This is a genomic window from Pseudalkalibacillus sp. R45 (assembly GCF_052246725.1).
Taxonomy (GTDB): Bacteria; Bacillota; Bacilli; order Bacillales; family Fictibacillaceae; genus Pseudalkalibacillus.
This window is the reverse complement of the sequence record NZ_JBQQCL010000017.1, coordinates 19,417-45,723: the sequence shown is the minus strand read 5'-3', so window position 1 is coordinate 45,723 and position 26,307 is coordinate 19,417. Positions and strand designations below refer to the sequence as shown.

Genomic DNA, 26,307 nt, shown 5'->3' with positions numbered 1-26,307 from the left:
ACATAATGTGGACGAAGAGTGCCACATCCATAAATGCCACTTTTTGACAATCTAAACTTGCGGACTGTTTCGATTTGGATCAACCGTTCAGTACGACGCCTCCGTTGACATGGATCATTTGGCCTGAAATATAGGAAGAGTCCTCACTTGCCAGGAAGACGAAGCTCGGTGCGACTTCATCTGGTTGTCCAGGTCTTCCCATCGGTGTGTTTTTCCCGAATTCACCGACATGTTCAGCGTCAAAGGTCGAAGGGATCAACGGTGTCCAAATCGGACCTGGAGCAACACCATTGACACGTATACCTTTGGAAACAAGGGATTCTGATAAAGACCGGGTGAATGCGACGATTGCTCCCTTGGTAGCAGAATAATCAATCAAATGGTCATTCCCTTTATACGCAACTACAGATGCAGTATTGATGATGGAGCTACCTTCTTTCAAATGGGGGAGAGCTGCCTTTACCATATAAAAGCAGGAGAAGATGTTCGTTCTGAATGTGCGTTCAAGTTGTTCCTGAGAGATTTCTTCTATGCCATTTCTAGGATGTTGTTCAGCTGCATTATTGACCAATACATCCAAAGAGCCCAATTCAGAGATCACTTGAGAAACAACATTCTGGCAGAAAGATTCCTCACCAATGTCTCCAGGGATCAGAAGACACTTTTGTCCTTCTTCTTCTACTTCCTTCTTCGTATCATTGGCATCTTCATGTTCATTCAGGTAAACGATCGCTACATCCGCGCCTTCTTTTGCGAATAAAATCGCTGTGGATTTTCCGATTCCGCTGTCTCCGCCTGTAATGATCGCCGTCTTTCCTTTTAGTTTACCGCTGCCTTTATAATACGTATCTTCCGTTTGAGGAGTGGGGACCATTTCTTTCTCTGTACCAGGCTGTTTGTTCTGGTGCTGTGGTGGCTGTCCTGTCGGTTTTTCTTGGTGGGGTGAATGATAGATACCGTTATACATGATACAAAACTCCCTTCATAGATCGAATTCCTATTAAAGCCTTTTTCTACTATTACCTCATTGAAAAAAAGTTAATCGTGTTTATCCGATTGCTAAGAAAAAATCGTTATTTGGAAGCATATACCTTTAGGACTTTACGTTAGTAGAGAAGGAAAAGTCTGTTATAATGGCATTAATAGTGCAATTGAGGGAGATTAGAAAAAATGAAATTGAAGCATGAGCTGAATGAGAATGAAAAACAAGAAATAATTGAATTATTCCATTCGTATCATGAAACGATTCTGTCTGAATGGCTGAAGGCTGCCTCGATTTCAGAGGACGACCCATTCCGCCATGAAATCACGATCAATGGCGGGCACACGATCCGTTTGGTGGTGGCTTATATTGAAGACCCGGAGACTCCACTGGTTCAAGAATTGACCAAAAAGATTGCAAATGAACGGGTGAAAGCGAAAGTCGGTATTGGAGAATTCATCTCGAATATCAATCTCGGACGTTCGATCATCTATCGCGTTCTAAAAATGACCAATGTATCTAAGGAAGCACAATTGAAATATCTATTAGTAGTGAATGACTTCTTCGACTTATATATGTATCATGCCTTAACAGAGTATACCAGGGTGAAAGATTCGATCATCCAAAATAAAAGCCGCTTCATACAAGAAATGCATAGCGACCGTTTATCGATTTTAGGACAGGTTGCTGCAAGCTTTGCCCATGAATTCCGTAATCCTTTGACGTCGATAAAGGGTTTCATTCAAATGATCGAAAATCTATCTGATCACCCAGAGACTTCAACCTATTTCGATATCATCAATCACGAAATGGAAAGCTTGCAGGAGAAAATCACCCAATTTCTTTATCTTTCTAAAATGAAGGGACTTGATGATCAATCAGATCTGTTTTCTATGGATCGTGTCGTAAAAGGGATGCTCGAATTCCTCTATCCTCGATTCCTGGATGAGAATATCAATGTGCATCACGAGCTTTTGCATGATGTCAATGTCTATGGAGTAGAGGGGCAGATCAAACAGGTCCTCCTCAATATTCTTAATAATGCAGTTGAGGAATTGTCGGAAGTAGATGGGGACAGAAATATACATGTAAGGTTGAGTGAAGAAGATGAAAATATCCATCTTACCATCTCCAATAATGGGACTATGATTCCCGAACATTTATTAGAAGATATATTCGAGCCATTCATATCCACAAAGCAACTTGGCACAGGATTAGGATTATCTGTTTGTAAACAAATAGTGGAGAAGCATAAAGGAACGATCAATGTCATTTCGACAGAAACAGAGACCTCGTTTTTCCTTAGCTTCCCAAAAGCATTTGAGAAAGGAGCTGCGTATGACGATCAACAAGACGATACATTACAACGCAACTGAATTGAAACAGGCAATCGAATCGGATGAAATGATACAACGAAAACGTCCTGTTTTGATCTGTAATGCCCATATAACAGGTTTGGCTGTTGCAAGAGGTTTAGGCCGAGAAGGCATTCCAGTGATAGCCCTAGATCGGGAAAATCAGGGTCTTGCTTTCGCGTCGAAATATGTAACCTTACGTGGGGTCTGTCCGAACCCGGTAATTGCGGAAAAAGCGTTCATCCAGTACTTGCTGGATATTGGACCCGCATTCACTGAAAAGTGTGTATTGATCCCTTCGATGGATGAATGGGCCTTATCATTAGCGAAGTATGCTGAAGAGTTAGCGGAGTATTACATATGGCCTTTTTCAAACTATGCTACCATCGAACAAATTCTCGATAAATCACGGCTGTATGAACGCGCAGCAGAATTGGATGTGCCGGTACCAGGCTATGAATTGATCACTGATGAGAATCATCGTAAAGTACCGGATCGTCTTTCTTTCCCGATGGTCTTGAAACCGATTAATAAACGAGCGTTTTATGATGAATTTCAAGAAGGGTTATTTGTAATCGAAAACCTAAGTGACTATGATGCAAAAATGAAAGCCGCCAAAGAAGCCGGTCTTGACTTGATTGCACAGGAGTTTGTCGATGTCGGAAGGGACGGTTATGTGACGGTTGTAGTATATATGGATGGGGATCAGACAGTCAGAGGGGCTCTGGCTGGACAACGGTTGGAAATCTATCCACCGAAAGCTGGCACCACATGTCTCGTTGAATCGATCGAAGCCCCTGAATTGACAGCTCGTGCGGTAGCGGTTTTAGAAGCATTTTCGTATGAAGGAATTGCCGAATGTGAATTTATTTATGATCAGAATGATGGCGAATTCAAGCTTTTGGATATCAACACGAGGCCTTGGAAATGGATCGGTTTACCGATCAATGCTGGAATTAATTTACCGTACCTCCTTTATTCATATGTGAATGGACATCCGCAGTCCAATATTGAAGCAGAGATCGGGAAGAAATGGGTCTATCTTAAAGACTATCAGAAATTGAAAGAGGACAATCAAGGGCTAATCGAAGGAGATGTCCTGACAAAAGAAGAGTGGATGGACATCATCCTTCAACGCTTTGATGAAAGTAAATTGATCACTACTGCAGTAGAATCACTTGATGATCCTGAACCGACTTATCAACAATTACAAAATTCTTTTGCTAAACGGTCCTATTACTGCCCGTGTTAAACAGAAAAGCGGAAAACTTCAGTTCATAAGACTAATTTGAAGCCAGTCAAGCGACTGGCTTTTTTCAATTGATCAAAAGAAAAGGCTGTATTCGCAAACTTAGTTGCTCTTGCACTTAAAGAAAGTATAAAATACTTTCTTCAGTATAAGGGCAACTAAGGCTCGACCTACAAAATGGCTTGGTCTTGCCAAGTTTTCTTTAAAAGTCGTTGATTTCCGCTCCAGGATGCTCGCTTTCCGCGGGGCGTGCGGTAAGCCCAATCGTCGCCTTGCGACCTCAGAAGTCTCCTTATCAAGGAAGCATTTGTGCTCTTGCGTCTACAAGAAAGTCCTGTCGAAGCGAGCTTCCTCGTCGCATGCCTTGCGAGGAGATTATTCAGGTAGTAGGCACGCTGATCCCGCAGGCAAGGAAAGCTTCGGCAGCGTTACATCGCACGAAGAAAATGCGATTTTCATTTTCGAGGAGTCTCGCACCTTGCTCTCCAATCAACCTGCACAAGGTGATTTTTTAAAAATGACTCAAAAGCAACAATCTTTTAGAAAAGAGCCAAAGAAAAAGAAAGTAAACCTTTATTAGGAATATCCCATCAAAGCCTACGTAGTAAGTACCATAATACTCCTCATTATTCAGTATTAGACTCCTAATCCTGCTGAGAAATGCACAATTCTCGTAAATGCTTAAGATCTTCCGCTTTTGTAAGATCGAAATGACCGCGGAAAACTAGAAGAAAGCATGCTTTCAAGAATGGAGTTCGTCTTGAAAAAACCATTTGAAAAACTGCTTGCAAATTTTGACCCTTTAATCAAAACAATGATCAGAAGGTATTCCTATAGCCTGGAATTCGATGAATCCTATCAGATCGGCAGGATTGCGCTTTGGGAGGCATATGAACGTTTTGATCCAGACAAGGGGGCGTTCCCTGCTTATGCTCAACGTTACATTTCTGGCAGATTCCTGCAAATTATTAATAAGAAATGTGTGATCATGACCCATGCAGAAGATCACATTTTAGAAGAAAATAATTCGTTTGTTGTTCCTTTTCTAGATGACCTTATCGTAAATGACTATTTACAAAATCTATCTGAGCGGGAACGACTTTATGTCAACGAAATTATTTTGAAACAGGGAAGTATGAAAGAATTAGCGTGTTTAGAAGGAGTGTCTTATGAGACTGTCCGCTCTTGGCGGAAGAATGCTTTGGATAAATTAAGGATAAAAGGAATAGCCATGAACAAAGATAAGTAAAACATATAAAGGCTGCCCTTTTGGAGGCAGCCTCTTAAATACTTTTAATTATAAATGATCCGTTTTCTTTGAATATTGTCGTGTACCTTTGTTGATATTCGATTGTTCCATTTTATTTTTCAGTTCTTGCTGTGCTTGGTTATCGCGCTTTTTCTTATCGTTGTCTCTCGTGTTGGACATGGCTGGATCCTCCTCCTTATGGACGTCGTTATCCCTTAGGCTTGACGTTTAATAGAGGAATTATTCGAAATCAGGTGCACCATTCAAGAAGAACACAGCCAACGTGCCAGGTCCAGCATGCGCTCCAACCGCACAACCGATTGTATTCACCATGACGTTTTTTGGGTTGAAAGTGGATTCGATCAATTCTTTCAATTCATTTGCGCGGGACAGATCGTCAGCATGCGATATTGCAACTGTCTGATTTTCCATTTCATTACTGCGTTCGCCAATCAACTCAATCAGACGTGAAAGAACTTTCTTGCTTCCTCTTACTTTTTCGAGTGGAAACAGCTTTCCATCTTCCATGTGCAAAATCGGTTTGATTTTGAGAAGGCCTCCTACAAATCCTGCTGTTTTGGAAACACGTCCCCCTCGAACCAAATATTCTAAATCATCCACAGTAAAAATGTGTTCGATTTTGTCGATTAGGGTATGTGTGTAAGTAACAAGGGCGTCTAAATCATCAGAGCCTTGTTGGATAGCTTGAGCTACATAAAAGGCAATCAATCCATATCCAAGCGAAGCACTCTTTGAATCGATGATCGTTATGTTGGTCTTCACGCCGTCATCATGTAATTGATCTCGAACGAGACAGGCGGTTTGATATGTACCGGATAACTCAGAGGACAATGTAATATAAATAGCAGGTTGTCCACTTTCAGCAAGCTTTTCAAATAATGATTTCATACGGTCAGGCGGTACTTGAGAGGTCTTTGGAGCAGCTCCGTCTCTCATGAGTGAATAAAGTCTTGAAGGCTGGATGGATTCCTTGTCGTAGTATTCTTCCTCATTAACATGGACCACTAAGGGAAGAACATGGATCTTTTGCTCATCAAGCACATGTTGTGGCAGATCACAACCCGTATCAACAATCAATTGTATAGTCATTTTTACACCTCGCATAATCGTTGCGTTTAGGACTTTTATCTAAGTGTAGCCTTGACAAAGGTAAAAAGCAATGGAATATTGCTTTTTATAAAAATGTCATTCTTTAAGGCTTTTTTCTAAAAGATTGTTGCTTTTGATCCTTTTAAATAAATCACCTTGTGCAAGTTGATTGGAGAGCAAGGTGCGAGACTCCTACGGGCTCACCGCACGCCCCGCGGAAAGTGAGCATCCTGGAGCGGAAATCAACGACTTTCAAGAGCGACAAAGTTTTGCGCGAAAACAGCTTTCTTTAAAAAATCCGTTGACAATTTGAACAGTGATCTGATAAAAATAGAACGTTCTACTAGGAAATGAAGGAAGGGATTCATATGTCGTTGGTAACCGAAATCAAAAAAATCTTAATCATTTTATTAGGTGCTGTTCTCGGCGCAGTTTCACTTAACTATTTCTTAATACCAGCTAACGTCTATGCAAGCGGGTTCACAGGAATTGCCCAGTTGCTCGCAAGTGTATTACAGCAAACACCTATACCAGCCTCAACCGGTATCATCTTATTCATACTGAATATTCCTGTCGCAATCTTAGGTTGGTTGAAAGTCGGAAAATCATTCACGATCTATAGTATCATCAGTGTGGCAGCAACTACATTTTTTCTTGAAATCATTCCTATAAAAGTTATCTCCGAAGATATATTATTGAATGCTGTCTTCGGTGGTGTGCTTGCTGCAATCGGTATCGGTTTTACGTTGAAATGGGGTGCTTCCACCGGTGGGATGGATATCGTAGCGATGGTTCTTTCACGTATGAAAGACCGGCCAATCGGGATCTATTTCTTCACCCTTAATTCAGCGATCATCTTCACAGCAGGCCTATTATACGGCTGGGAAAAAGCATTATATACATTGGTGACACTATATGTAACTTCACGAGTTATTGATGTCATCCATACACGACATGAAAAGTTGACAGCAATGATCATCACGAAAAAAGGGAAAGAAATCCAGCAGGCGATCCATCAAAAAATGGTACGAGGAATTACCAAAATTCCTGCAAAAGGTGGGTTTACCGATGAAGACAAAGAGCTCCTGATCATCGTCGTAACCCGTTATGAATTATATGATCTCGAACATGCGATCAAGGAAGTCGATCCGCAAGCATTCACGAACATCGTTAATACTACTGGAATCTTCGGGTTCTTTAGACAAGACTAAATAGCAAAGGGGATGATCGCCATTCGATCATCCCCGAATTTGTTTTAATATGATGTTTGGAATACTTCCTGTACTTTAGGTACGATCAGATCCCAGTCCCCATCAGGCGTCTTGTTCACTGTAATGAAGTCCTGAAATCCGAAAATGGATTCTACACCTTCAATATCGAGTAGTGCTGATGCGACTTCATCCTCAGGGGCATCTCCTTTACGATAGGAAAGTCTTCCGTCAAATAAAGGTTGATTTGCTGAAAATTTAAGTGCGTTCGGATTTGGTGTTGGATCGATTGTAAATTCAACTGCCATTGTAAATTGCTCCCTTCATTAGTTAATTCGATTGTATCAAAATTATTCCGTCCTAAAAAGAAAACCCATACCGTTTCGATACAACTTCATAAAAACCGAGAGAATGATAAATATGTTTTGTTACGGCATTATTGATGCCTGTTTCAAGTTCAATCGACTTGATGCCGTTTCTTTCAGCCCAATAGACGACATGAAGCAGTAATTTCCGGGCAATTCCTTTATTCCGTTGATCTTCATGAACATAAAGTTCATTGAGCCACATGTAATGTCCGCCCTTCGCAAGGCTTACGCCAATGTTGAAAAAGGCGACACCGACAATTTCATCCTCAACCTCTGCAACTACGATATAAGCAGTGTCCTTGCTTTCGAGTGCAAGATGGATGCCTGTCAAAATTTGATCATACGTTCCTGAATTTTCGTGATTGATCCGTTGTTTCGTTAATAGGTGTGCAATACTTTGTCTTGTACTATGAGAAACTTCTCGATCTACTTCGTAAATTTTCATGATGCAACCCTCCTATGACCCACTTTCCTAATTCAAGGTCAAAGACTTAATTCCTGCTTAATAAGCGCAATAAACCTAACTTTTAATTTTTACCTAAAAAAGGAAACCTTTTCCCGGGTTCATGCGTCTATATAGAAGGGTACAATATTCTGGCATGTACGGAAAGAGAAATATTCGTTCGAATATATATATAAAACACAGAGGCGTAGAGGAGAGAGGCAATGGGTAACCGATCTGTCCTTTTCTGGAGTGGGGGTAAAGATTGTTTGATGGCTCTGGAACAGGTGCTTGAATCTGAAACATCCAGCGTTGCATACCTTCTTACGACATATGATGAAATGACAAATAGAGTCCCTTTTCATGGCATTCATATAGATTTAATAAAAGCGCAGGCAAGTTCCCTTCGAATTCCGCTAGTCACAGTGCCTTTACCGCATAAACCTTCAAATATTGAATATCAAAATATTTTACATAGTCATTTAGATTCTTTACTACAACAAGGAGTAGACTCTGTTATTTTTGGAGACATATTTCTCGAAGATCTACGAACATATCGAGAATCTCTTATACAAGAGAACAAGCTGAATGCTGTATTTCCATTATGGGGAAAATCCACAAATATCTTATCATCTCATCTCGTTTCAAAAGGTTACAAGGCTGTCATTTGCGGAATAGATACTGAATTGGTGAGTGAGAAGTCACTTGGTCAGGATTATGATGAAAATTTCCTCAACCAACTTTCCGATCATGTCGATCCTTGCGGTGAGAATGGAGAGTTCCATACTTTCATTTATGATGGCCGGTTATTTGAAAAAAAGATCGATTATGTTGCCAGACCAAAAACAAATAGCCTGTATGGAAAGTACAAGTCTATTGAATTGGACACCACTACATGATACAAAAGGAGGTTAGGAACATGCCGACATTGGTTTGCTTTGGAGACAGCCATACTGCTAAGGAGGAAAGCTTGGAAGGGTATGAGCGTTTGACACCACGTTTGAGAAACAATCTTACGAACTGGACAATCGTCAATTCAGGAATTTCAGGGGAGACAACTAGAGCAGCTCTTGCACGGTTGCAAGATGATGTATTACGTCATTCTCCTGATATTGTGACAATCTTATTTGGTTCGAACGATGCAAGTGAACATCGACGGATCAACCTCCCAGAGTACGAACGGAATTTAGAAATTATGATTGATCGGATTACGGCAGAGAAAACAATCATTATAAGCCCGCCGCCGATCATCGAGTTCTATCAAAAGAAGCGCAGCAATGAGGAACTGCAGAAGTATGCAGAAGCAGCAAAGAAAATCGCTGCGAAACGCGGATGTCACTTCATCGATTTATGGTCGTACTTTTCAAAAAATAAGTTGTATGAAAAGATGCTCGAGAAAGATGGATTGCATTTCAATGAAAGGGCATATCTCTTTCTTTCTGAACTAGTATTGGATGAGGTGAAGAACATTTATGCGAAAGCGGTTTGAAAGGGTGAAAAGGACTGAGTGGACCATCAGGAGATGTTTCTGGTGATTCTAAGCAGTTCTTTTTTAACGCTGTTTTCGCAAACTTTGTTGCTCTTGCACTTAAAGAAAGTATAAAATACTTTCTTCAGTATAAGGGCAACTAAGGCTCGACCTACAAAAGGCTTGGTCTCGCCAAGTTTTCTTTAAAAGTCGTTGATTTCCGCTCCAGGATGCTCGCTTTCCGCGGGGCGTGCGGTGAGCCCACTCGGCGCCTAGCGACCTCAGGAGTATCCTTTTCAAGGAAGCATTTGTTCTCCTGCGTCTACAAGAAACTCCTGTCGAAGCGAGCTTCCTCGTCGCATGCCTTGCGGGAGATTATTCAGGTAGTAGGCACGCTGATCCCGCAGGACAAGGAAAGCTTCGGAAGCGTTACATCGCACGAAGAAAATGCGATTTTCATTTTCGAGGAGTCTCGCACCTTGCTCTCCAATCAACTTGCACAAGGTGAGTTTTTTAAAATGACTCAAAAGCAACAATCTTTTGGAAAAGAGCCTTTTTTAAGGCTGTTTTTGCATAGATTTTTGAACCGTTTAGTCACGTAGGTCACAGGATAGGAGGGAGCTGATAAAAGGTGATAGATGTACACATCTTCTTTTTTCTTTAATAGTCGACCTTGAAATTATCCTCCTGACTCCTTTGGATTAAAAAATGACCGCAAAAGGCATTGATTCAAGAAGCCCTTTGGGTCATTAGCAGCGTTACTCTCCGCCAGTTGATAAATTTTCGGATCGTTTCTTTTGTTTTGTACGATCTTCGTCAGACATGGTTGTATTGATTTCGTGTGCATCGTTGCCCTGAACTCTTTCAGCGCCTTGTTCAATCGCACGTTTCGAACGGTTTTTCTTGCTCATGATTAAGAACCCCCTTTACCATCTAGTATCCCGCAAATGGACGTTCTATACACGTTCCTTCAATGAAAGTAAATCCTCCAAGAAATAGGCGATCCCGTCTTCTTCATTCGTTTTGGTAACTCCGTTAGCAATATTTTTCAGTTCCGGAATCGCATTTCCCATCGCAATCCCATGTCCTGCATATTCAATCATTTCTAAATCATTATCTTCGTCACCAAATGCGATGACCCTTTCTTGGGGAACGTTCATCGATTCAGCCACCTGTTTCAATCCAACTGCTTTATTCAAGCCGGCTTTGACAACCTCTATGATGTTCCAGGGTGCTCCCCACACTCTGTGATCGATGACTTCTGCATGTTTTGCCTTCAATAGTTCTCTCAATTCCTTAACATGGTGGTCTTGCGGACGGACCAATAAGGAAGTTGGGTTATGCGGCAGCGCGTGAATCAAGTGTCCGACGTTCAAGTTTGCTTTTTCAATTAAAAATGAATTAATGATGAATTCGTCTTCCCGGTGCAAATAAACATCATCAAGCACCTCTGCAATCACATTTTTTACATCAAACTCCAGGCAAGTTTCAACGATCTCCTTGGCAACATCTATCTCCATCGGTGAATGGAACCGTCCCCATTCTGGGCTTTTCGGATGGTGGATAAACGCGCCATTGAAGTTAATAATAGGAGTGGATAATCCAAGTTCATGGTAATATTGTTCACTTCCACGGAACGGTCTTCCGGTTGATATGACGACATGATTTCCGTTATCCATAGCTTGCTGTAAGATGCTCTTCGTATGTACTGATACAGTTTTATCATCTTTCAATAAAGTTCCGTCTAGATCGACGGCAATCAAATAGGGTTGTGACATCCCTATGCCCCCTTTATTTATATCATGGCTAGTTTCATCCCAGCCACTTGGATACGTAACGTACGTCCCATTTTACCGAGTCATGTGGAAAAAGTCCAATAATTGTAAGTCTTTGTATGCCTGTCGAACAAAGACGAAATATGATATGATAATTCAGCACGTTTTTATGAAATGGAGGAAAGTCTATGGGAAATGAACATCATTCAAGCGAAGTGAAAGAGGCGATTGGGAAGAAAGATATCGGACGCCTTCATTTTCGTGGGGGAGTCTTTGCAGCAACTATTCCTCTCGTGTTTTTCATTGTTTGGGCCATTACATTAAGTGTTCTAGAATTAGTTACCGAAGAGGCACTTGTCCTTGGAATGGTTTTAGGGATTTTGATCGGCTTATTTTTTTGTAAATCAAAATGGTCCGATTATGCACAATCCCTTTTTGCAGGTATGGCTCAACCGATAGGAGTCATTGCTGTCATAGCCTGGTTTTGGGCAGGAATGTTCGCGAAACTGCTTTCTGCAGGAGGATTAGTGGATGGATTGATCTGGTTTGGTTTTCAGACTGGACTTGAAGGCGGATTTTTTGTCGGCCTGACCTTCCTGTTAGCGGCTTTATTCTCTACTGCGGTTGGAACAGGTTATGGAACAGTCGCGACTTTTGGGATATTGATGTACCCTGCAGGTCTTGTCCTAGGAGCAGACCCAGTCGTATTATTAGCGGCCATATTAAGTGGGGCTGTTTTTGGGGATAATTTAGCACCGGTTTCTGATACGACGATCGTTTCAGCTACGACACAGGAGGCAGATGTACCTGGAGTGGTTCGATCACGTTTCAAATACTCTATTGCGGCGGCGATTCCATCATTGATATTATTTGTTATTTTCGGGGGCGGCGGAAGTATCAACAATCAAAACGCTCTCACCCAACTTGAACAACAGGTGACGCCAGCTGGATTATGGCTGATTTTGCCTTTCGTTCTTGTCCTATACTTAGCTTTGAGCGGACATCATTTATTGACCTCCTTAACATGGGGAATCGTATCATCAGTTGTTGTCATTTTTCTGACAGGCACTCCTTTGTCCGAAGTCATTTCAATCCATAAGGAAAATGGAACCCCTGTAGTCGAGGGAGCGTTGATGAGTGGTATCGGCGGATACTTCAATATGGCAATCTTGATCTTATTCATTCTCTCAGCAGCACATTTACTTGAAGTAGCAGGTACGATGGAAGCAATACGGAATTTCTTCCTGAAACTCATCAAGAGCGTCGTCCGCAGAGCGGAGCTATCCATTTTTGCAATTGTTGCGTCTTTGAATGTATTCATCACAATCAATACAGCAGCAGAAATTGCAGCAGCACCCTTTGTAAGAAAGCTTGGTAAAGAGTTCAATATCCACCCTTATCGACGTGCGAATTTCCTTGATACGATCTCGTCCTCATTAGGTTATATTTTCCCTTGGAGCGGCGGTGTGCTTCTCGCCTGGGCAACGATAAAGGGAGCGGCAAAAGACTATGATTTCTTGACGGTCGTAGAGCCGACAGACGTTTTCCCGTATGTCTTCCAGGGCTGGGGATTATTGATCGTCATGTTAATTGCAGCATTTACCGGTTGGGGTCTACGCTATACAGGTAAAAATGGTGAAGAAATTCATCCGAAGAATTATAAACATGAGTCTTAAATGTGTAAAAGGACTGTCAGTAGGGCAGTCCTTTTTTATTTGGCTCTTTTCTAAAAGATTGTTGCTTTTGAGTTAACGACTTTTAAAGAAAACTTGGCGAGACCAAGCCTTTTGTAGGTCGAGCCTTAGTTGCCCTTATACTGAAGAAAGTATTTTATACTTTCTTTAAGTGCAAGAGCAACAAAGTTTGGAAAACAGCCTTTTATTTAAAGAAAGCTTACTTTCTTCAATAGTGTACGATGACGATTCGATAGGAAGATGTTGGGTGTTTAATGTTATAGAGAAAGGGTAATTATGATATTAAACTACTTGAGGAGGTTGACTTGAAATGAAATTCACACCGAAAAAAGCAATCGTGTCAGGTGTCGCAGCAAGTGTAGCAGGTGCAGCTACCTATTATCTAAGAGATCGCTCAAACCGAATCAAGGTAAAAGAGACTCTTACTGACTTCACGACTAAGATTAAAGATCGTGCAGGGAAGTTCAACAATTCTAATGTACCTGTTGAGAAAGCTGGAGAGCCAAGCGACGTTGAAGACAGCAAGATGGTTGCTGAAGGCGCTCAAACAAGTGTTGATTATTATAACAAAACCCAACAATAAAATAGTTCAAAAAAAGCATTCGCTGCTTGCGAGTGCTTTTTTTCCTTGAGAAAGCAAAAATACTTTCTTCAGTATAAGCGCAACTATAGCTCAATCTTCTAAAGCTTGGCTATACCAAGTTTTCTTTATGCTCACACAGATGGTTGAGGTCCTTTCGTTCCACTCAAAGCTTATACTTTGTTAAAATAATGACAATCAATCTTTGGAATAGGTGACTAATGATAAAAATCAGTACAGAATACATACAAAACATACCAATACTGAATGTAGCTGAAGAAGATACTTTTTCAGATCCACTGCCTACCCTTGTTTTTTTCCATGGTTTTACGAGTTCGAAGGAACAGAATCTGTCCTATGCCTATCTGCTAGCCAAAAATGGGATTCGTGTCCTTTTACCAGATCTTCCGTTGCACGGTGAACGCTCTGACCCGATTTCAGTAGAAGGACGGCAATGGAGATTTTGGGATATTGTCGTGCAAGGGATTGCTGAATTAAAGGTAGTTGCAGACCATTATGTGACAAACGGCCAGACTGACTCTGGTCGGATTGGAGTCGCAGGCACCTCCATGGGAAGCATTACGATGTTCGGTGCACTTACGCAATATGACTGGATTAGAACCGCTGTTTCTTTAATGGGGACCCCTAGTTATGAGCAATTCGCCAAACTGATGATCCATTCGATCCAAAAAGAGGGCAGGCAGTTACCGTTATCTACATCTGAACTAGAATCGAAAGTACAGAGCTTAAAGCCTTATGATTTATCCTTGAATCCTCGTTTGTTAGGGGATAGATCTCTGTTGATCTGGCATGGGGAAGCAGATAATGTTGTCCCGTATCAACTGACGAAACAATTTTATGAAAGCCTAGTGGAAGCAGGACTATTTCGAGAAAACCAGGTTGAGATGGTGACTGATCCAATTGCTGGCCACAAAGTAACGCGTGATGCCTGTCATAAAGCTGTGGAGTGGGTAATAGAAACGTTATAGACCATGAAGGGGGTCCTAATCAGGGCTTCTTTTTTTGTTGAAATTGATAAGATGCTCGTTTTTCCCATGAAGATGCACGATTCCAACCTGAAGTTGCTCAATTATCCCCTAATGATGTCTGATCACCCACAAAATTCCACTCAACCTCCTTATCTTAAGCCCTCGAAAAAAATTTAATTCCGTCTCCCCCTTTTTGCGATGAACTTTGTATTTATAGGGTGAAAGGGGGTGAGGGAATGGCAACAGCAATCCTGAATGACACAAGATTGACGATCACGTTTGATGCTGGGATCGATCTTGAAGGGAAGCCGGTTTACAAACGTAAAAGTTTCAATAACGTAAAGAGCAGTGCAACACATGACCAGCTCTTTGCCATTGTTGAGGCACTGGCACCACTGCAACAGTATCCAATCAACGATGTCGAACGTACAAACTCATTTGACCTTAGTGCTTAAAGCGTCTAACTAAATTAGGAAAGGAGGAATCTTGATGGCAAAGCAAATTGAATTGTTATTTGAAAATCAGGAAGGTAAAACAGTTCGTCTATCTCTTGATGAACCAGTTGAACCAGTGGATACAATCGCGTTGGAAGCAGCTATGGATCAGATTTTGGCAGAAAATGCATTCGTATCTTCTGGTGGGGATCTTGTCGCTAAGAAAGGTGCACGTATTGTAGAACGTAACGTGACAGATATTCCATTATCATAAGTAGGATTTTAAGGATCGGCTTCGTGCAAGTCGGTCCTTTTTTACACTTAAAAAAAGAAAAGCACTTTCTTCAGTAATAAGAGCAACTTAAGCTCAGTTACTATTTTGTGAAGAGCAACACTTTTGATAAACTAAGCCAGGTTTTTAGAAAAGAAAGGATGTGACGAGATGGAACAATGGGTTACGGTGATGAGTGATTTTGGATTCCCTGTTGTTGTGACACTCTACTTGCTGCACAGGATCGAATCGAAACTCGAATCATTGAACCAATCCATCAACAATCTTCCTAATCAATTAAGAAGCTGATGCGGAACATTTTATGTCCTGCTTCCAATAGGTTATACTATAATCAGAAACTCGAAATGGAAGGGGTTCATTATGGCTAACGAAGAAATTAATGAAAAGTTGATGGAAGCACTTGAAGAAGTAGAAGATCCTGAATTGGGTGTAGATATCGTTAATTTAGGGCTTGTATATGATGTCGAGCTAGATGAAGAAGGCATGGCAAAAGTGACCATGACTTTGACTGCTATGGGTTGTCCATTGGCAGGAACGATTGCTAACGATGTACGCAATGCATTGATCGATTTTCCTGAGGTTAAGGAAGTTGACGTTAATATTGTGTGGAATCCACCATGGACAAAAGACAAAATGTCAAGATACGCAAAAATCGCTCTCGGCATCCAATAAAAGACTCACCATAATCAAAACGATGGATTGATTCGAAATGAAGTAGCTTTCAAAGCAACAGTACATGCCTTATGTTGTAATAAGCTGCTTCTCGGGTCGATCCTTTTTTAGATTTAAGGCTGTTTTCGCAAACTTTGTTGCTCTTGAGCTCCAGGATGCTCGCTTTCCGCGGGTCGTGCGGTGAGCCCACTCATTGCCTTGCGACCTCAGGAGTTTCCTTTTCAAGGAAGCATTTGTGCTCCTGGGTCTACAAGAAAGTCCTGTCGAAGCGAGCTTCCTCGTCGCATGCCTTGCGAGGAGATTATTCAGGTAGTAGGCACGCTGATCCCGCATGAGTCTCGCACCGCTCTCCAATCCACTTGCACAAGGTGAGTTTTTAAAAATGAAAAATCTTTTAGAAAAGAGCCATATTTAAAGATCATTTTTAATCCTCTTCAAAACAAGCGCAAATAACGCTAAAGCTACACCAAAAGCTTGGGTTTTGCCAGGCTTACTAAATTGAGTGAAACTGTCAGGAGTCTTTGCTAAAATGAAAGTGGAATGTTAAAAGGCGGTGACGAGTATGGTAGTTGAACGCAGGAAACCGATTCAGATTGGAGAAGGGGTTAAACGGGTCCTTGAGTATCCGCTTCGATTACAATCTGAAGTATTGAATATAGAAAATGCGGCAGATCGAGTTTTAGCAGAACCGATTATCGCAGATCATGATGTTCCCCCATTCAATCGTTCTCCATATGATGGTTTTGCATTAATAGCGGAGGATACAGAACAAGCTTCGACTGAAACGCCTGTCCATCTTGAGGTCATTGAAGAAATCGGTGCGGGTCAGGTTGCAGAGTCCCACCTACAATCTGGACAAGCGATCCGCATCATGACCGGGGCAGCGATTCCAGAGGGTGCAGATGCTGTTGCCATGTTCGAAGTTGTCAAAGAAATTCAAAAAGCTAGGAAGACAATGATTGAGGTCGGCAGAAGATTTTCGCCTGGACAAAATATTGCGAGACAAGGCGAAGATACGGAAAAAGGGACGGTACTCATAAAAAGGGGGACAACGATCACACCAGGCGTGACTGCTTTGTTAGCTACTTTCGGGTACAAAACCGTCGATGTCTTCCGGAAACCGAAAATCGGCATTTATGCAACCGGTACAGAGCTTTTGGACATTGATGAACCGTTACAACCAGGGAAGATCCGTAATTCCAATGCCTACATGATTGCTTCCCAAATCCGAAAAATGGGCGGGGAACCGCTATATCTAGGGAAATTAGATGATGATTTTGATGCGTGCTTTGATGCGGTTTCATCTGCATTGCATGATGTTGACGCTCTCGTCACAACAGGTGGTGTCTCAGTCGGAGATTATGACTATTTACCGGCGATATACGAAAAACTTGGCGCAACTACGCTTTTTAATAAAATAGCTATGCGGCCCGGAAGTGTAACCACTGTGGCCGAATATGAAGGGAAGCTGCTTTTCGGTTTATCAGGGAATCCTTCTGCATGTTTTGTCGGTGGTGAGCTTTTTGTAAGACCGTTCATAAAGCAAGCTGCCGAGAGTACACCATTCCTAGCAAAAATGGGAGCACTTCTGGCAAAGGATTTTCCAAAGCCGAATCCTTTCACAAGATTGGTCAGGGGAAAAATTGATTATGCACCAGAAGGGATCCGCGTCGCCCCCACAGGTCTTGATAAATCGAGCTCGGTTACATCGATTGCTGAAGCGGATGTTTTCATTGTGCTCCCGGGTGGAACGAGAGGCTTTCAAACAGGGGATGAAGTGGATGTCCTGTTATTCAACCATGAAAGTGACCTGAATCCATGGAAAGTGTAAATAACCCGATTCCTGTTATTCAAATAACGGGTTATAAAAAAAGTGGGAAAACGAGCTTCATCAAAAAAATCGTCAGGGAGTTATCAGAAGAGGGTTACCGTATAGGCGTCATCAAACATCATGGACATGGGGGAGCGCCTGACACAACCGAACCTGAACACACAGATACAGCCCAATTTCAGAATGAAGGCGCCTACATGACCACAGTAGAAGGGGAAGGGGTCCTCCATCTGAAGGTGAATGAAAGAGGAGGCACCATCCCACTCGAAAAAATTGTATCGATGTATCAGCAAATGCCCTTGGATCTTATCCTGGTAGAAGGATACAAAAAGGCTCCTTATAAAAAATTCCTCATATCAAGAAATGAACAAGAGCTGGAGTCATTACTCGAGGTTTGTGAAAATGTCATTGGAGTTGTTGGCTGTAAACCGAAGGAAAGCTCTAGGCTCTTCAGCTTGGATTTCAATCAAGCTGAAGAATTCACGAAGTATTTAAGAGAAGAGTTTTTAAAATGGAGGTGAATTCATGTCTAAACACTTTTACCTTACAAAAGAACCGGTCGACGTAAATGAAGTCGTTGAAAAGGTGGTCCACCCTCATGCCGGGGCGATCAATACGTTTATCGGCACTGTACGGGAGTTGACGAATGAGAAGCGGACACTTTTCCTTGAATACGATGCTTATATTCCGATGGCTGAAAAGAAATTAGAGCAAATCGGTTCAGAAATCAATTCTCGTTGGAATGAAGCGCGTGTAGCAATTGTCCATCGGATCGGCCGGTTGGATATTTCAGATATTGCTGTCGTCATTGCGGTTTCGACTCCGCATCGGGCAGATTCCTATGAAGCGAGCCGCTATGCGATTGAACGAATCAAAGAGATCGTCCCGATTTGGAAAAAAGAACATTGGGAAGATGGCGAAAAGTGGATCGGTGATCAGCTGGAAAAGACGGAATACCCTTCAGGAAAACCAGGAAAGGAGCATCTTAATGATTAATGTATTATTGTTTGCCGGACTACAGGAAAAAGTCGGAAAAAGCGAGCTTTCTGTTGAGAAACAGGAAGTGACGGTCGATCAACTAATAGCCCATATTCGTGAAACGGAGCCTAAACTGGACCTTTCGAATGTGATGGTTGCAGTCAATGAAGAATTTGTAAACAATCCCGGCCAAGTCATCCGTGAAGGTGATACAGTCGCGTTATTACCGCCAGTTAGCGGTGGTTAAGTAGATTTCTTTTTCGACACTTGAAGAAAGTATTATAATACTTTCTTCAGTATAAGTGTAACTATTGACTCGGCCTGCGCCTAAGGCTTGGCTTTGCCAAGTTTTCTTTATCACATTCAAAACAGCATACGCCTGTTTCTGTTTTGATTCCATTGAAAAAGCCATCCATACAGTAAATCGGCTTGTTGCAAATCTCGCACTTTCCGATATATTCTTTCATATCCATCCTCCTTAAAAAAAACACATAAATAGTCTTGAGGTTTAGTTGACAATGTTTATACAAACAATGCCAGTCATTCTATCATTCTTAGTTTATATTTTCTTTTATCTTGATACAAACCCGAATTTGGTTTATCTATTTATCATCACAAGCTATTTTACAGGGGCTTTACTTGTTTCTTCATTTATACGGAAAGAAGATCCCAGTAAAGGAGCTCTGATCATGGGCTTAGGTATCGTATCATTAGGGCCGGTTCATACCGTCAATCTGATTCAAGAACCTGAAGTCGTTCCATTTTTATTGATTGGTTTATGGCTTCAAATCTCGATTAGTTATATCAAGAACTTCAACAAATGGAGCTTTCAAGATGCCAATCATGCTTTCTTGCATGGAACATGGGTAGCCGCTACATCAGTAGTAGGGGTTTCTGTACTCTTTTATTATCCGCATGAGCCCTTTGTGTCCAAATTGATCGCTGTCTTGGCTGCTTTTCTCTGGGTAGGATATGCAGTACTATCAATTTACACATTCCGAAAGATCATTTTTTCTAAAATGGATTTAGAAAAGGTACATGGTGGCATTTTGTTAACAGTTGTAGCAACACAATCCGTCGTGATCGTGATGGAATGGACATTTGATCTATTGAAGACGGTAGAGCTAATCTTGATAAGTATAGGTATCCTATTTTATTTGGGCAGCATTGGGGTCCTGATTATTCGATATGCTAGGAAGACATGGACAATTGTTGATGATTGGAAAAATACGAATTGTATAGTGCATGGGGCTTTATCAATCACAGGAGTAGCCTGGCTGAATAGTGGTGCTTCCGGTAGCTCTATAGGATTCTATTGGCTTTTTGTTTTCATTGTTTTTCTTATTGTTGAGTGGATGGAATTGTACCGGGCAAGTGAGCGGATAAAACTCTTAGGTATCCGTCAAGGTATTTATGTGTATCATCCATCTCAATGGGCAAGAATTTTCACATTCGGTATGTTTTATTACTTTACAACAATATGTAAGCCTCTGATCCATATCAATGATGGGTATTTAAGTGTTGTTGATGCCAGTCTCCTCATACTGGGACCTGTTATCATCTTCTTGACGATCATCCAACTATTGATCATGGGATATCCAATACTAATGAAGGCAACAGAAAAAGCGCCGGGCAATTAAGCTCAGCGCTTTTTTATTCAACTACATGAATAAAATCACCAATGGTCCGACGATGAAACAATAGATGGCAAAGTATTTCAGATTCCCTCTAGCCATGATCCCTATCAACCACTTCAATGAAATGTATGAGGCGATAAATGAAATCAGAAAGGCTACAAGGTACGGTATCAATAATTGATCAAGCAGCGGGTCGTTCTTTATATCACCAAAACTTAAGATCATTGTTCCGACACTTACCGGGATGTATAGCAGAAATGAATACCGCAGTGCTGTTTCTTGTTTCATGCCACGTCCCATTGCGGCCACAATCGTTGCCCCAGAACGGCTGATTCCCGGAATTAGTGCTACCGCCTGGGCAAGGCCGACAATCAGTGCGTCCTTAATCGATAGGTCTTGATCATATTTACGCCCACGAAGGTTTCGGATCAACCATAGCGCAATACCGGTGACGATTAAGGATGCTCCGACAACCTTAATGTCCTTCAAATTCGCAGAAATGAAATCCTCCGCTACTATACCAATGACTGCAGCAGGAATCGTTCCGATGATCAGATAGACAATGAACATGAAGTCTGCTCGATATTTTCGATCTCTCGTCATCGTAAAATTCAAGCCGTTCGTCGTAAGCCTAACAAGATCCTCTCGATAGATCACTAGAACAGCAAGTAACGATGCGAAATTCATGAAGACTTCAAAACTGAATCCCTCGATATGTATATCCAGGATTTTTTCAGCAAAGACAAGATGTCCACTGGATGATATGGGGATGGGTTCAGTAATTCCTTGTACAAATCCAAAAAAAGCATATTTCAAAAGTAGAAAAAATTGATCCATTTAACGTTCCTCCGAATAATATATCTCTGTTTCTTTTCAAAAGCACATGTAGTCATTAAACAATAAATGAGTTAACTAGTAAAGAGATAATTCGTGACATTTATCATTAACCTGTCCTTACACATTTTTAACTCTGTGTGAATATCATAAAAATGTGAGGGGGGAAGATCGTGCCTTATCGTAAATATATGAAAGCTTTAAACAAGCATAACCAAATGATGCAAAAACAATGTAAGAAGCATATAAATCAGTATGTACAGTGTCATATGATGGATGGGAAAGTGTATGAGGGGTATGTCGAAAAGGTTGATAAACAGAATATATACTTAATCATAGAAGTCAAATACAAGAAAAAACCTGGTATGAGTCAACCTAGACAATATTTAGGATTTCCTGAGCCGGGGTTAGGGTTTGAACGGATCATCTTGCCTCTGCATTTCCTGACGGCTGTGTCTTTGGTTCCATATTAAGAGTTGAAAGTCACCACGACAAGGTGGCTTTTTTTGTGTTCTGTAAAAAGTGTAAGTGTGGATTGACAAGGGAAATTCACGACATTCCTGCGGGAATAGCAAGCCAAGCGAGACCCCCAGCGAATTAAGGAATTTCGACTAAAGCCATCACGTGTTGTAATTAACGCCTATGCGAGCAGAGGGAATGCTTCTAAGAATTCTCATCGGAAAGTGCATTACGAGAAATTCATCTCGATTAATTTTTAATGAGGAGGTTATCCTACTGATAAAAAGGAGGGATTTAGAATGGGACAGAATCATCAGTTCAATCCTGGGCAGAAAGCACCAAACAATGGCGTTTACGTTGAGATAGGAGAGACGGGGAGCATGGTGAATAACCCGAAAGAAATCAAACTGCATGCAGGCGACGCATTTCCGGAAACAAGTAATCATAACCGGAAGTGGACATATAAACGAAAGCCGTGATCTAATCAAGTTATCAAATATGAATACTTGTTCAATTTTTTTGTTGAAATTAACGGACTTTAATACTAGAATTAAATTATTAAAAATTTAGAAAATTATAAAAAGGAGAGAGTAGAAAGTCGGTCGTAATTATTTAAACATTTGGGGGAGGCAACAATGAAGATTATTAAAGGTCCGTTTCTATTTATGCTTATCGGTTTACTTACCATATTGGCTGCATGTGGAGGCAGTGGGGAAAGTTCAGGTGACAAAAATAAGGAATTAGAAGTTGTCACAGACGCAGCTTATGCACCTTTTGAATATATGAAAGGTGATAAGATTGTTGGTTTTGATATTGATTTCATGGATGCCGTGATGGAAGAAACAGGCTATACGCCGAAATATAAAAATATCGGCTGGGATCCGCTATTTGTAGAGATTCAGGGAGAAAAGGCTGATATTGCAATTTCCGCCATCACTATCAATGATGATCGTAAATAGACCTATGATTTTTCAACACCGTATTTTGAATCAAGAAATATGATTTTAATACCTGAAGATAGCGATATCCAAGGTGCTGAAGATTTGAAAGGGAAAAAAGTAGCTGTTCAAAATGGTACGACTGGACAAGCTGCTGTGGAAAAAATTCTTGGTTCAAATCACAAAGATATCAAAAAGTTCGATAATAATACACTTGCGATCATGGAGTTGGTTCAGGGAGGAGTCGACGCGGTAGTAGCGGATAACAGTGTCGTACTAGAATATGCGAAAAACAATCCTGATAAAAAGCTGAAGACAATCAGTGATGAAGACAATTTCGAATCAGAATTTTATGGACTCATGTTCCCGAAAGGAAGCGACTTGAAAGCGGATTTCGATAAAGCTGTTAAAGAAGTCATCGAGAATGGAACATATGCAGAAATCTATAAAGAGTGGTTCGGTGATGAACCAGATCTTGAAGCATTGAAACAGCAGATGGAAAACGAATAAATCAAGTAAAGGGGCTGACCAGGTGTTGGAGTGATCTGACACATTGCTTGTCAGCCCTTTCTTTACATTTAAAGAAAGTATAAATACTTTCTTCAATATAAAGGTAACTAAGGCTCAGCCTGCGCTATGCTTAGCTTTGCAAAGTTTTCTTTAATAAACAGGACATCCAAGGGGAGAGGTTTATGGAATTCAGATATGATTTGATAATTGACTATGCACCATATTTCTTAAGGGGAACACTTTATACGATTGGTTTTTCATTTGTCGGCATCTTGATTGGTACGGTCTTAGGCTTATTGATAGGATTGGGGAAACTTTCGCCGTATCGCGTTCTCAGGTATCCACTTGATTGGTACATCACGTTTTTCAGGGGAACCCCTTTTTTTGTACAGATCCTACTGATATACTTTGGGTTTGTACCGCTTCTGATTGGCGATTCAAATGCGATATTGGCAGGAGTCTTAGGGCTCTCTTTAAACGCAGGGGCATATATTGCAGAAATTTTCAGAGCTGGAATTCAATCGATTGATAAAGGGCAGATGGAGGCATCACGTTCATTAGGGATGAATTATTACGAATCGATGCGATATGTTATTTTGCCACAGGCTGTTAAACGTATGATTCCTCCGTTAGGGAATGAATTCATTGTTCTGATAAAAGAATCATCAATCCTGGCAATCATAGCGGCACCTGAATTGATGTACTGGGGGAGAGCGATGCAAGGGCAATATTACCGGGCATGGGAGCCTTATCTTACTGTTGCACTGATTTATCTTCTCTTGACACTAACAGTCAGTACAATTTTAAACTACATCGAGAGGAGATTATCTACGGAATGATAAAAGTTCAAAATTTAAAGAAATCATTTGGTTCACTAGAGGTGTTAAAAGACATAAGTGCTGAGATAAAGCAGCAAGAAGTTGTATGTGTGATCGGGCCGTCTGGATCGGGGAAATCCACTTTCTTAAGATGTCTAAATCTGCTCGAATCCATAACCGATGGCAAAGTATATATAAAAGGCATTGATATTACTGCAAAATCAACGGATATCAATAAACTGCGAACGGATGTCGGAATGGTGTTCCAACAGTTCAACCTTTTCCCACATAGAACGGTGTTGGAAAATATCATCTTATCACCTATGAAAGTAAGGAAATGGGATAGGAAAAGAGCTGAGGAGAAAGCACGTGAGCTACTTGCAAAAGTAGGATTATCCGAAAAAGCGGAGGTATATCCAAATTCACTTTCGGGTGGCCAGAAGCAACGGGTCGCCATTGCAAGAGCACTGGCGATGGAACCTGAAATCATGCTTTTTGATGAACCGACTTCTGCACTGGACCCGGAAATGGTCGGTGAGGTTTTAGAGGTTATGAAGCAGCTGGCCAAAGAAGGAATGACAATGATTGTGGTCACGCACGAAATGGGCTTTGCTAGAGAAGTCGGAGATCGCGTTCTCTTCATGGACGAAGGATATATAGTAGAAGAAAACGAGCCGAAGAAGCTGTTTTCAGATCCACAGCATGAACGGACCCAATCATTTTTAAGTAAAATACTATGAAAGAAGGCGGGACTGGTTAAAATCAGTCTCGTTTTATTTGTACTTAAAGAAAGTATATACATACCGCTTGGGGCTTTGATGATTTAAACGAAATTCACGACCCTCCTGCGGAAAAGCGGGCCAAGCGAAACCCCACACTCTTTTAAAGGATCTTCGACTAAAAGCCACCACGTCCTGTGCAAGTGCAACTATTATACATAATGAGAAAAGATAGCTAAAACCAAAAATGACCCAAAAGCTGTTACGCTTTTGAGCCACTTTCACTACACAAACATTATTCTGTTGTTTCGTCCTTAATTCCTGCATCTCCGAGTACAAATACGAATACAGAAAAAATAAGTCCGATTACTGATGCTAGGCCGAAGCTATAATGGCCGCCTTGCATTGAGCTTAGTACATAGAAAGCCATATTGCTCAACAATAGTGCCCAGATTATTGTCCAAATGTAACGCATATGATCACCTCAAGAATAATATGTAGCAATTTACACTTAAAAAGTGCAACTAAGGCTCAGCCTTTGTCAAGGCTTGGCAAAGGCCGAGTTTTTTATCCAATTCATATTGTAGCACAACTTGCCTTCTATCAAAACGTTTTCACGAAACTTCCAAAAAAAGTTCATCTTTTATTGTTAGTAGCCTATACTGAGCAAAGCATAAGAAAATTGGGTGAAAAACCTGTTCTCTTTTCTTTTTCTCGCATACATTAACTTAGAATGTAAGAATAAGGTGTGATGAATTTGAGTATAACCACTCACCGATTTATAAAAACGAATGATCAGCATGCCATTATTCATCTTCCAGAACAGCCTAATGGTTTTGCAATCCTTATAATAGGAGATACGAATCATTATGTGACAAACCAAACAAGCTCGTGGTTGCAGCATCCAGAGCGGAGGAAATTTATCGAGGAACTGTGCCGTTATGGATATACCGTTTATTATTCTAATTTATATGGTCGGCATTGGGGGAATGATTGTAGTGTCGAGCTGTTGCATCGAATGTATCATACAATCCTGAAGCAAGAAATCATCAATTCCAGAATCCATGTGTTTGCTGAAGGAATGGGAGCATTATCTGCAGTTAAATGGATGTATCATCATGAAGATCTCACGCGGTCTGTAGCCTTCATGAATCCATGTTTCAGCTTGAAAGTCCATGCTGAGGCCGTAATGGAGCAAAAACTCTTTTATAAGCAGTTTCATAGGGAAGTCAGAAAAGCATATGACATGTCCGAAGATGAAGCAACGTTGTTTTTGGTGAAGGATAAAGGAATGTACGACTACCCTTCCAAAGCACCGGTGAAAATTTGGCACAATATGCAGGGAACGCCGTATTCATTTATAAAACATAGCCGTGCTTATGAAAAATTCAGGGAAGATCTAGGAGCCCCGATCGCACTGACGCTGCAGTTGCCTGGGGGGAAATACGATCTCGCAAACAAAGTGAAGAATTTCTATCAAAAAAATGAGCTTGAACTATAGTGATCAACCAGTGTATAGAGAAGTCATTCCGAATGGAATTCAACGGGAACGGATTCTACTGTTAATCTGGTTGATCTTATTCATGTTTATATCAATACATAAAGCTTCCGAAGGTCAGGTATAAGGACTCTGTAATCCATGAAGAAACGGGGATTTTTAAAACGGTGCGATCTCGCCTGGCTCGTTTTTCACGCAGGAGTGTCGCAAATTTCGAT

General features: G+C 41.1%; 35 protein-coding genes and 1 pseudogene. 26 read left to right on the top strand and 10 right to left on the bottom strand.

The genetic code is table 11. From position 1 onward, the window contains the following. Window positions 1–79: 79 nt before the first annotated feature. Window positions 80–967 carry an SDR family oxidoreductase gene (locus ACTWQL_RS20380; RefSeq protein WP_443144241.1) on the bottom strand — a complete coding sequence of 296 codons (888 nt, stop codon included), beginning with the start codon at window positions 965–967 and terminating at the stop codon, window positions 80–82. Between the two features lie 203 nt (window positions 968–1,170). Between ACTWQL_RS20380 and ACTWQL_RS20375 the strand changes: the two genes are divergently transcribed. The 4 genes from ACTWQL_RS20375 to ACTWQL_RS20360 all read left to right on the top strand — a co-directional run bounded on the left by ACTWQL_RS20375 (window position 1,171) and on the right by ACTWQL_RS20360 (window position 4,835). Continuing rightward, window positions 1,171–2,358, top strand: coding sequence for a histidine kinase N-terminal domain-containing protein (locus ACTWQL_RS20375; protein ID WP_443144240.1), 1,188 nt, complete (start codon window positions 1,171–1,173; stop codon window positions 2,356–2,358). Further along, window positions 2,321–3,589 (top strand): carboxylate--amine ligase, encoded by a 1,269-nt coding sequence (locus ACTWQL_RS20370; protein ID WP_443144239.1) that lies wholly within the window; start codon window positions 2,321–2,323, stop codon window positions 3,587–3,589. Before ACTWQL_RS20375 ends, ACTWQL_RS20370 begins: the two co-directional genes overlap by 38 nt. Window positions 3,590–3,950: 361 nt before the next feature. Continuing rightward, the gene (locus ACTWQL_RS20365; RefSeq protein WP_443144238.1) at window positions 3,951–4,166 is read left to right on the top strand and encodes a hypothetical protein; all 216 of its coding nucleotides are present in this window, start codon (window positions 3,951–3,953) and stop codon (window positions 4,164–4,166) included. 180 nt (window positions 4,167–4,346) lie between these two features. After that, the gene (locus tag ACTWQL_RS20360; RefSeq protein ID WP_443144237.1) at window positions 4,347–4,835 is read left to right on the top strand and encodes a sigma-70 family RNA polymerase sigma factor; all 489 of its coding nucleotides are present in this window, start codon (window positions 4,347–4,349) and stop codon (window positions 4,833–4,835) included. A gap of 48 nt (window positions 4,836–4,883) precedes the next feature. On the opposite strand, the gene ACTWQL_RS20355 is transcribed toward ACTWQL_RS20360, so the two are convergent. Together ACTWQL_RS20355 and ACTWQL_RS20350 are read right to left on the bottom strand one after the other, a co-directional pair. Next, window positions 4,884–5,015 (bottom strand): DUF3941 domain-containing protein, encoded by a 132-nt coding sequence (locus tag ACTWQL_RS20355; protein ID WP_443144236.1) that lies wholly within the window; start codon window positions 5,013–5,015, stop codon window positions 4,884–4,886. A 60-nt stretch (window positions 5,016–5,075) separates the two neighbouring features. Then, on the bottom strand, window positions 5,076–5,945 hold the full coding sequence (locus ACTWQL_RS20350; RefSeq protein ID WP_443144235.1) for a DegV family protein: 870 nt from the start codon (window positions 5,943–5,945) through the stop codon (window positions 5,076–5,078). Window positions 5,946–6,313: 368 nt separating this feature from the next. On the opposite strand from ACTWQL_RS20350, the gene ACTWQL_RS20345 reads away from it, so the two are divergent. Continuing rightward, window positions 6,314–7,156: a YitT family protein gene (locus ACTWQL_RS20345; RefSeq protein WP_443144234.1), complete on the top strand. Its 843-nt coding sequence runs from the start codon at window positions 6,314–6,316 to the stop codon at window positions 7,154–7,156. A 44-nt stretch (window positions 7,157–7,200) separates the two neighbouring features. Here ACTWQL_RS20345 and ACTWQL_RS20340 read toward each other — a convergent pair whose 3' ends face one another. Next, entirely contained in the window at window positions 7,201–7,461 is a 261-nt protein-coding gene (locus ACTWQL_RS20340) for a NifU N-terminal domain-containing protein (RefSeq protein WP_443144233.1), read from the bottom strand. Window positions 7,462–7,513: 52 nt separating this feature from the next. Continuing rightward, complete coding sequence (locus ACTWQL_RS20335) at window positions 7,514–7,966, bottom strand: GNAT family N-acetyltransferase (RefSeq protein ID WP_443144232.1); 453 nt, start codon at window positions 7,964–7,966, stop codon at window positions 7,514–7,516. Between the two features lie 221 nt (window positions 7,967–8,187). Here ACTWQL_RS20335 and ACTWQL_RS20330 point away from each other — a divergent pair, with 221 nt between their 5' ends. The 3 genes from ACTWQL_RS20330 (at window position 8,188) to ACTWQL_RS20320 (ending at window position 10,033) form a co-directional block, all read left to right on the top strand. Then, window positions 8,188–8,862 (top strand): hypothetical protein, encoded by a 675-nt coding sequence (locus ACTWQL_RS20330; protein WP_443144231.1) that lies wholly within the window; start codon window positions 8,188–8,190, stop codon window positions 8,860–8,862. Window positions 8,863–8,882: 20 nt separating this feature from the next. Continuing rightward, window positions 8,883–9,452, top strand: a complete 570-nt coding sequence (locus ACTWQL_RS20325; RefSeq protein WP_443144230.1) for an SGNH/GDSL hydrolase family protein — start codon at window positions 8,883–8,885, stop codon at window positions 9,450–9,452. Between the two features lie 344 nt (window positions 9,453–9,796). Continuing rightward, the gene (locus ACTWQL_RS20320; RefSeq protein ID WP_443144229.1) at window positions 9,797–10,033 is read left to right on the top strand and encodes a hypothetical protein; all 237 of its coding nucleotides are present in this window, start codon (window positions 9,797–9,799) and stop codon (window positions 10,031–10,033) included. Window positions 10,034–10,189: 156 nt separating this feature from the next. On the opposite strand, the gene ACTWQL_RS20315 is transcribed toward ACTWQL_RS20320, so the two are convergent. Then, window positions 10,190–10,342 carry a hypothetical protein gene (locus ACTWQL_RS20315; protein ID WP_443144228.1) on the bottom strand — a complete coding sequence of 51 codons (153 nt, stop codon included), beginning with the start codon at window positions 10,340–10,342 and terminating at the stop codon, window positions 10,190–10,192. Window positions 10,343–10,387: 45 nt separating this feature from the next. After that, on the bottom strand, window positions 10,388–11,209 hold the full coding sequence (locus ACTWQL_RS20310; protein WP_443144227.1) for a Cof-type HAD-IIB family hydrolase: 822 nt from the start codon (window positions 11,207–11,209) through the stop codon (window positions 10,388–10,390). 185 nt (window positions 11,210–11,394) lie between these two features. Between ACTWQL_RS20310 and ACTWQL_RS20305 the strand changes: the two genes are divergently transcribed. The 11 genes from ACTWQL_RS20305 (at window position 11,395) to moaD (ending at window position 18,923) form a co-directional block, all read left to right on the top strand. Further along, the gene (locus ACTWQL_RS20305) at window positions 11,395–12,882 is read left to right on the top strand and encodes a Na+/H+ antiporter NhaC family protein (RefSeq protein WP_443144226.1); all 1,488 of its coding nucleotides are present in this window, start codon (window positions 11,395–11,397) and stop codon (window positions 12,880–12,882) included. Between the two features lie 328 nt (window positions 12,883–13,210). Further along, the gene (locus tag ACTWQL_RS20300) at window positions 13,211–13,483 is read left to right on the top strand and encodes a hypothetical protein (RefSeq protein ID WP_443144225.1); all 273 of its coding nucleotides are present in this window, start codon (window positions 13,211–13,213) and stop codon (window positions 13,481–13,483) included. A gap of 218 nt (window positions 13,484–13,701) precedes the next feature. Continuing rightward, a complete protein-coding gene (locus ACTWQL_RS20295) occupies window positions 13,702–14,469 on the top strand; it encodes an alpha/beta fold hydrolase (RefSeq protein ID WP_443144224.1) in 768 nt (255 codons plus the stop codon). A gap of 236 nt (window positions 14,470–14,705) precedes the next feature. Then, complete coding sequence (locus ACTWQL_RS20290; RefSeq protein WP_443144223.1) at window positions 14,706–14,924, top strand: DUF1659 domain-containing protein; 219 nt, start codon at window positions 14,706–14,708, stop codon at window positions 14,922–14,924. Between the two features lie 34 nt (window positions 14,925–14,958). Next, window positions 14,959–15,177, top strand: coding sequence for a DUF2922 domain-containing protein (locus tag ACTWQL_RS20285; protein ID WP_443144222.1), 219 nt, complete (start codon window positions 14,959–14,961; stop codon window positions 15,175–15,177). 168 nt (window positions 15,178–15,345) lie between these two features. Further along, a complete protein-coding gene (locus ACTWQL_RS20280; RefSeq protein ID WP_261132526.1) occupies window positions 15,346–15,483 on the top strand; it encodes a YvrJ family protein in 138 nt (45 codons plus the stop codon). Window positions 15,484–15,555: 72 nt separating this feature from the next. After that, window positions 15,556–15,867, top strand: a complete 312-nt coding sequence (locus tag ACTWQL_RS20275) for a metal-sulfur cluster assembly factor (protein WP_443144221.1) — start codon at window positions 15,556–15,558, stop codon at window positions 15,865–15,867. A 562-nt stretch (window positions 15,868–16,429) separates the two neighbouring features. After that, window positions 16,430–17,698 (top strand): molybdopterin molybdotransferase MoeA, encoded by a 1,269-nt coding sequence (locus ACTWQL_RS20270; protein WP_443144220.1) that lies wholly within the window; start codon window positions 16,430–16,432, stop codon window positions 17,696–17,698. Further along, on the top strand, window positions 17,686–18,219 hold the full coding sequence (gene mobB, locus ACTWQL_RS20265; RefSeq protein WP_443144219.1) for a molybdopterin-guanine dinucleotide biosynthesis protein B: 534 nt from the start codon (window positions 17,686–17,688) through the stop codon (window positions 18,217–18,219). The genes ACTWQL_RS20270 and mobB overlap by 13 nt, the downstream gene beginning before the upstream one ends. A gap of 4 nt (window positions 18,220–18,223) precedes the next feature. Continuing rightward, complete coding sequence (locus tag ACTWQL_RS20260) at window positions 18,224–18,694, top strand: molybdenum cofactor biosynthesis protein MoaE (RefSeq protein ID WP_443144218.1); 471 nt, start codon at window positions 18,224–18,226, stop codon at window positions 18,692–18,694. Beyond that, entirely contained in the window at window positions 18,687–18,923 is a 237-nt protein-coding gene (gene moaD / locus ACTWQL_RS20255; RefSeq protein ID WP_443144217.1) for a molybdopterin converting factor subunit 1, read from the top strand. Before ACTWQL_RS20260 ends, moaD begins: the two co-directional genes overlap by 8 nt. Window positions 18,924–18,984: 61 nt before the next feature. Here the strand turns inward: moaD and ACTWQL_RS20250 are convergent, their stop codons facing one another. After that, window positions 18,985–19,143 (bottom strand): hypothetical protein, encoded by a 159-nt coding sequence (locus tag ACTWQL_RS20250; protein WP_443144216.1) that lies wholly within the window; start codon window positions 19,141–19,143, stop codon window positions 18,985–18,987. A gap of 51 nt (window positions 19,144–19,194) precedes the next feature. Between ACTWQL_RS20250 and ACTWQL_RS20245 the strand changes: the two genes are divergently transcribed. Continuing rightward, window positions 19,195–20,316, top strand: a complete 1,122-nt coding sequence (locus ACTWQL_RS20245) for an SLAC1 family transporter (RefSeq protein WP_443144215.1) — start codon at window positions 19,195–19,197, stop codon at window positions 20,314–20,316. A gap of 21 nt (window positions 20,317–20,337) precedes the next feature. Here the strand turns inward: ACTWQL_RS20245 and ACTWQL_RS20240 are convergent, their stop codons facing one another. Beyond that, window positions 20,338–21,150, bottom strand: coding sequence for an undecaprenyl-diphosphate phosphatase (locus ACTWQL_RS20240; RefSeq protein WP_443144214.1), 813 nt, complete (start codon window positions 21,148–21,150; stop codon window positions 20,338–20,340). Between the two features lie 170 nt (window positions 21,151–21,320). Between ACTWQL_RS20240 and ACTWQL_RS20235 the strand changes: the two genes are divergently transcribed. The 5 genes and pseudogenes from ACTWQL_RS20235 (at window position 21,321) to ACTWQL_RS20215 (ending at window position 24,612) form a co-directional block, all read left to right on the top strand. Next, window positions 21,321–21,620: a hypothetical protein gene (locus tag ACTWQL_RS20235; protein ID WP_261132539.1), complete on the top strand. Its 300-nt coding sequence runs from the start codon at window positions 21,321–21,323 to the stop codon at window positions 21,618–21,620. Window positions 21,621–21,905: 285 nt separating this feature from the next. Then, complete coding sequence (locus ACTWQL_RS20230) at window positions 21,906–22,085, top strand: YjzC family protein (RefSeq protein ID WP_221563806.1); 180 nt, start codon at window positions 21,906–21,908, stop codon at window positions 22,083–22,085. 156 nt (window positions 22,086–22,241) lie between these two features. Next, window positions 22,242–23,054: pseudogene (locus ACTWQL_RS20225) on the top strand (basic amino acid ABC transporter substrate-binding protein). Window positions 23,055–23,236: 182 nt separating this feature from the next. Then, window positions 23,237–23,893: an amino acid ABC transporter permease gene (locus ACTWQL_RS20220; protein WP_443144213.1), complete on the top strand. Its 657-nt coding sequence runs from the start codon at window positions 23,237–23,239 to the stop codon at window positions 23,891–23,893. Then, window positions 23,890–24,612, top strand: a complete 723-nt coding sequence (locus tag ACTWQL_RS20215; RefSeq protein WP_443144212.1) for an amino acid ABC transporter ATP-binding protein — start codon at window positions 23,890–23,892, stop codon at window positions 24,610–24,612. The genes ACTWQL_RS20220 and ACTWQL_RS20215 overlap by 4 nt, the downstream gene beginning before the upstream one ends. A gap of 274 nt (window positions 24,613–24,886) precedes the next feature. Here the strand turns inward: ACTWQL_RS20215 and ACTWQL_RS20210 are convergent, their stop codons facing one another. After that, window positions 24,887–25,066: a YjzD family protein gene (locus tag ACTWQL_RS20210; RefSeq protein ID WP_261132547.1), complete on the bottom strand. Its 180-nt coding sequence runs from the start codon at window positions 25,064–25,066 to the stop codon at window positions 24,887–24,889. A gap of 282 nt (window positions 25,067–25,348) precedes the next feature. On the opposite strand from ACTWQL_RS20210, the gene ACTWQL_RS20205 reads away from it, so the two are divergent. Then, complete coding sequence (locus ACTWQL_RS20205) at window positions 25,349–26,092, top strand: hypothetical protein (RefSeq protein ID WP_443144211.1); 744 nt, start codon at window positions 25,349–25,351, stop codon at window positions 26,090–26,092. The last annotated feature ends 215 nt before the right edge of the window (window positions 26,093–26,307 follow it).

Coding starts and splice junctions, on each gene's coding strand:
- ACTWQL_RS20380 (WP_443144241.1), bottom strand. CDS start 967: ATGTATAACGGTATCTATCATTCACCCCACCAAGAAAAACCGACAGGA.
- ACTWQL_RS20375 (WP_443144240.1), top strand. CDS start 1,171: ATGAAATTGAAGCATGAGCTGAATGAGAATGAAAAACAAGAAATAATT.
- ACTWQL_RS20370 (WP_443144239.1), top strand. CDS start 2,321: ATGACGATCAACAAGACGATACATTACAACGCAACTGAATTGAAACAG.
- ACTWQL_RS20355 (WP_443144236.1), bottom strand. CDS start 5,015: ATGTCCAACACGAGAGACAACGATAAGAAAAAGCGCGATAACCAAGCA.
- ACTWQL_RS20350 (WP_443144235.1), bottom strand. CDS start 5,945: ATGACTATACAATTGATTGTTGATACGGGTTGTGATCTGCCACAACAT.
- ACTWQL_RS20345 (WP_443144234.1), top strand. CDS start 6,314: ATGTCGTTGGTAACCGAAATCAAAAAAATCTTAATCATTTTATTAGGT.
- ACTWQL_RS20340 (WP_443144233.1), bottom strand. CDS start 7,461: ATGGCAGTTGAATTTACAATCGATCCAACACCAAATCCGAACGCACTT.
- ACTWQL_RS20335 (WP_443144232.1), bottom strand. CDS start 7,966: ATGAAAATTTACGAAGTAGATCGAGAAGTTTCTCATAGTACAAGACAA.
- ACTWQL_RS20330 (WP_443144231.1), top strand. CDS start 8,188: ATGGGTAACCGATCTGTCCTTTTCTGGAGTGGGGGTAAAGATTGTTTG.
- ACTWQL_RS20325 (WP_443144230.1), top strand. CDS start 8,883: ATGCCGACATTGGTTTGCTTTGGAGACAGCCATACTGCTAAGGAGGAA.
- ACTWQL_RS20315 (WP_443144228.1), bottom strand. CDS start 10,342: ATGAGCAAGAAAAACCGTTCGAAACGTGCGATTGAACAAGGCGCTGAA.
- ACTWQL_RS20310 (WP_443144227.1), bottom strand. CDS start 11,209: ATGTCACAACCCTATTTGATTGCCGTCGATCTAGACGGAACTTTATTG.
- ACTWQL_RS20305 (WP_443144226.1), top strand. CDS start 11,395: ATGGGAAATGAACATCATTCAAGCGAAGTGAAAGAGGCGATTGGGAAG.
- ACTWQL_RS20300 (WP_443144225.1), top strand. CDS start 13,211: ATGAAATTCACACCGAAAAAAGCAATCGTGTCAGGTGTCGCAGCAAGT.
- ACTWQL_RS20295 (WP_443144224.1), top strand. CDS start 13,702: ATGATAAAAATCAGTACAGAATACATACAAAACATACCAATACTGAAT.
- ACTWQL_RS20290 (WP_443144223.1), top strand. CDS start 14,706: ATGGCAACAGCAATCCTGAATGACACAAGATTGACGATCACGTTTGAT.
- ACTWQL_RS20285 (WP_443144222.1), top strand. CDS start 14,959: ATGGCAAAGCAAATTGAATTGTTATTTGAAAATCAGGAAGGTAAAACA.
- ACTWQL_RS20280 (WP_261132526.1), top strand. CDS start 15,346: ATGGAACAATGGGTTACGGTGATGAGTGATTTTGGATTCCCTGTTGTT.
- ACTWQL_RS20275 (WP_443144221.1), top strand. CDS start 15,556: ATGGCTAACGAAGAAATTAATGAAAAGTTGATGGAAGCACTTGAAGAA.
- ACTWQL_RS20270 (WP_443144220.1), top strand. CDS start 16,430: ATGGTAGTTGAACGCAGGAAACCGATTCAGATTGGAGAAGGGGTTAAA.
- mobB (WP_443144219.1), top strand. CDS start 17,686: ATGGAAAGTGTAAATAACCCGATTCCTGTTATTCAAATAACGGGTTAT.
- ACTWQL_RS20260 (WP_443144218.1), top strand. CDS start 18,224: ATGTCTAAACACTTTTACCTTACAAAAGAACCGGTCGACGTAAATGAA.
- moaD (WP_443144217.1), top strand. CDS start 18,687: ATGATTAATGTATTATTGTTTGCCGGACTACAGGAAAAAGTCGGAAAA.
- ACTWQL_RS20250 (WP_443144216.1), bottom strand. CDS start 19,143: ATGAAAGAATATATCGGAAAGTGCGAGATTTGCAACAAGCCGATTTAC.
- ACTWQL_RS20245 (WP_443144215.1), top strand. CDS start 19,195: ATGTTTATACAAACAATGCCAGTCATTCTATCATTCTTAGTTTATATT.
- ACTWQL_RS20240 (WP_443144214.1), bottom strand. CDS start 21,150: ATGGATCAATTTTTTCTACTTTTGAAATATGCTTTTTTTGGATTTGTA.
- ACTWQL_RS20230 (WP_221563806.1), top strand. CDS start 21,906: ATGGGACAGAATCATCAGTTCAATCCTGGGCAGAAAGCACCAAACAAT.
- ACTWQL_RS20220 (WP_443144213.1), top strand. CDS start 23,237: ATGGAATTCAGATATGATTTGATAATTGACTATGCACCATATTTCTTA.
- ACTWQL_RS20215 (WP_443144212.1), top strand. CDS start 23,890: ATGATAAAAGTTCAAAATTTAAAGAAATCATTTGGTTCACTAGAGGTG.
- ACTWQL_RS20210 (WP_261132547.1), bottom strand. CDS start 25,066: ATGCGTTACATTTGGACAATAATCTGGGCACTATTGTTGAGCAATATG.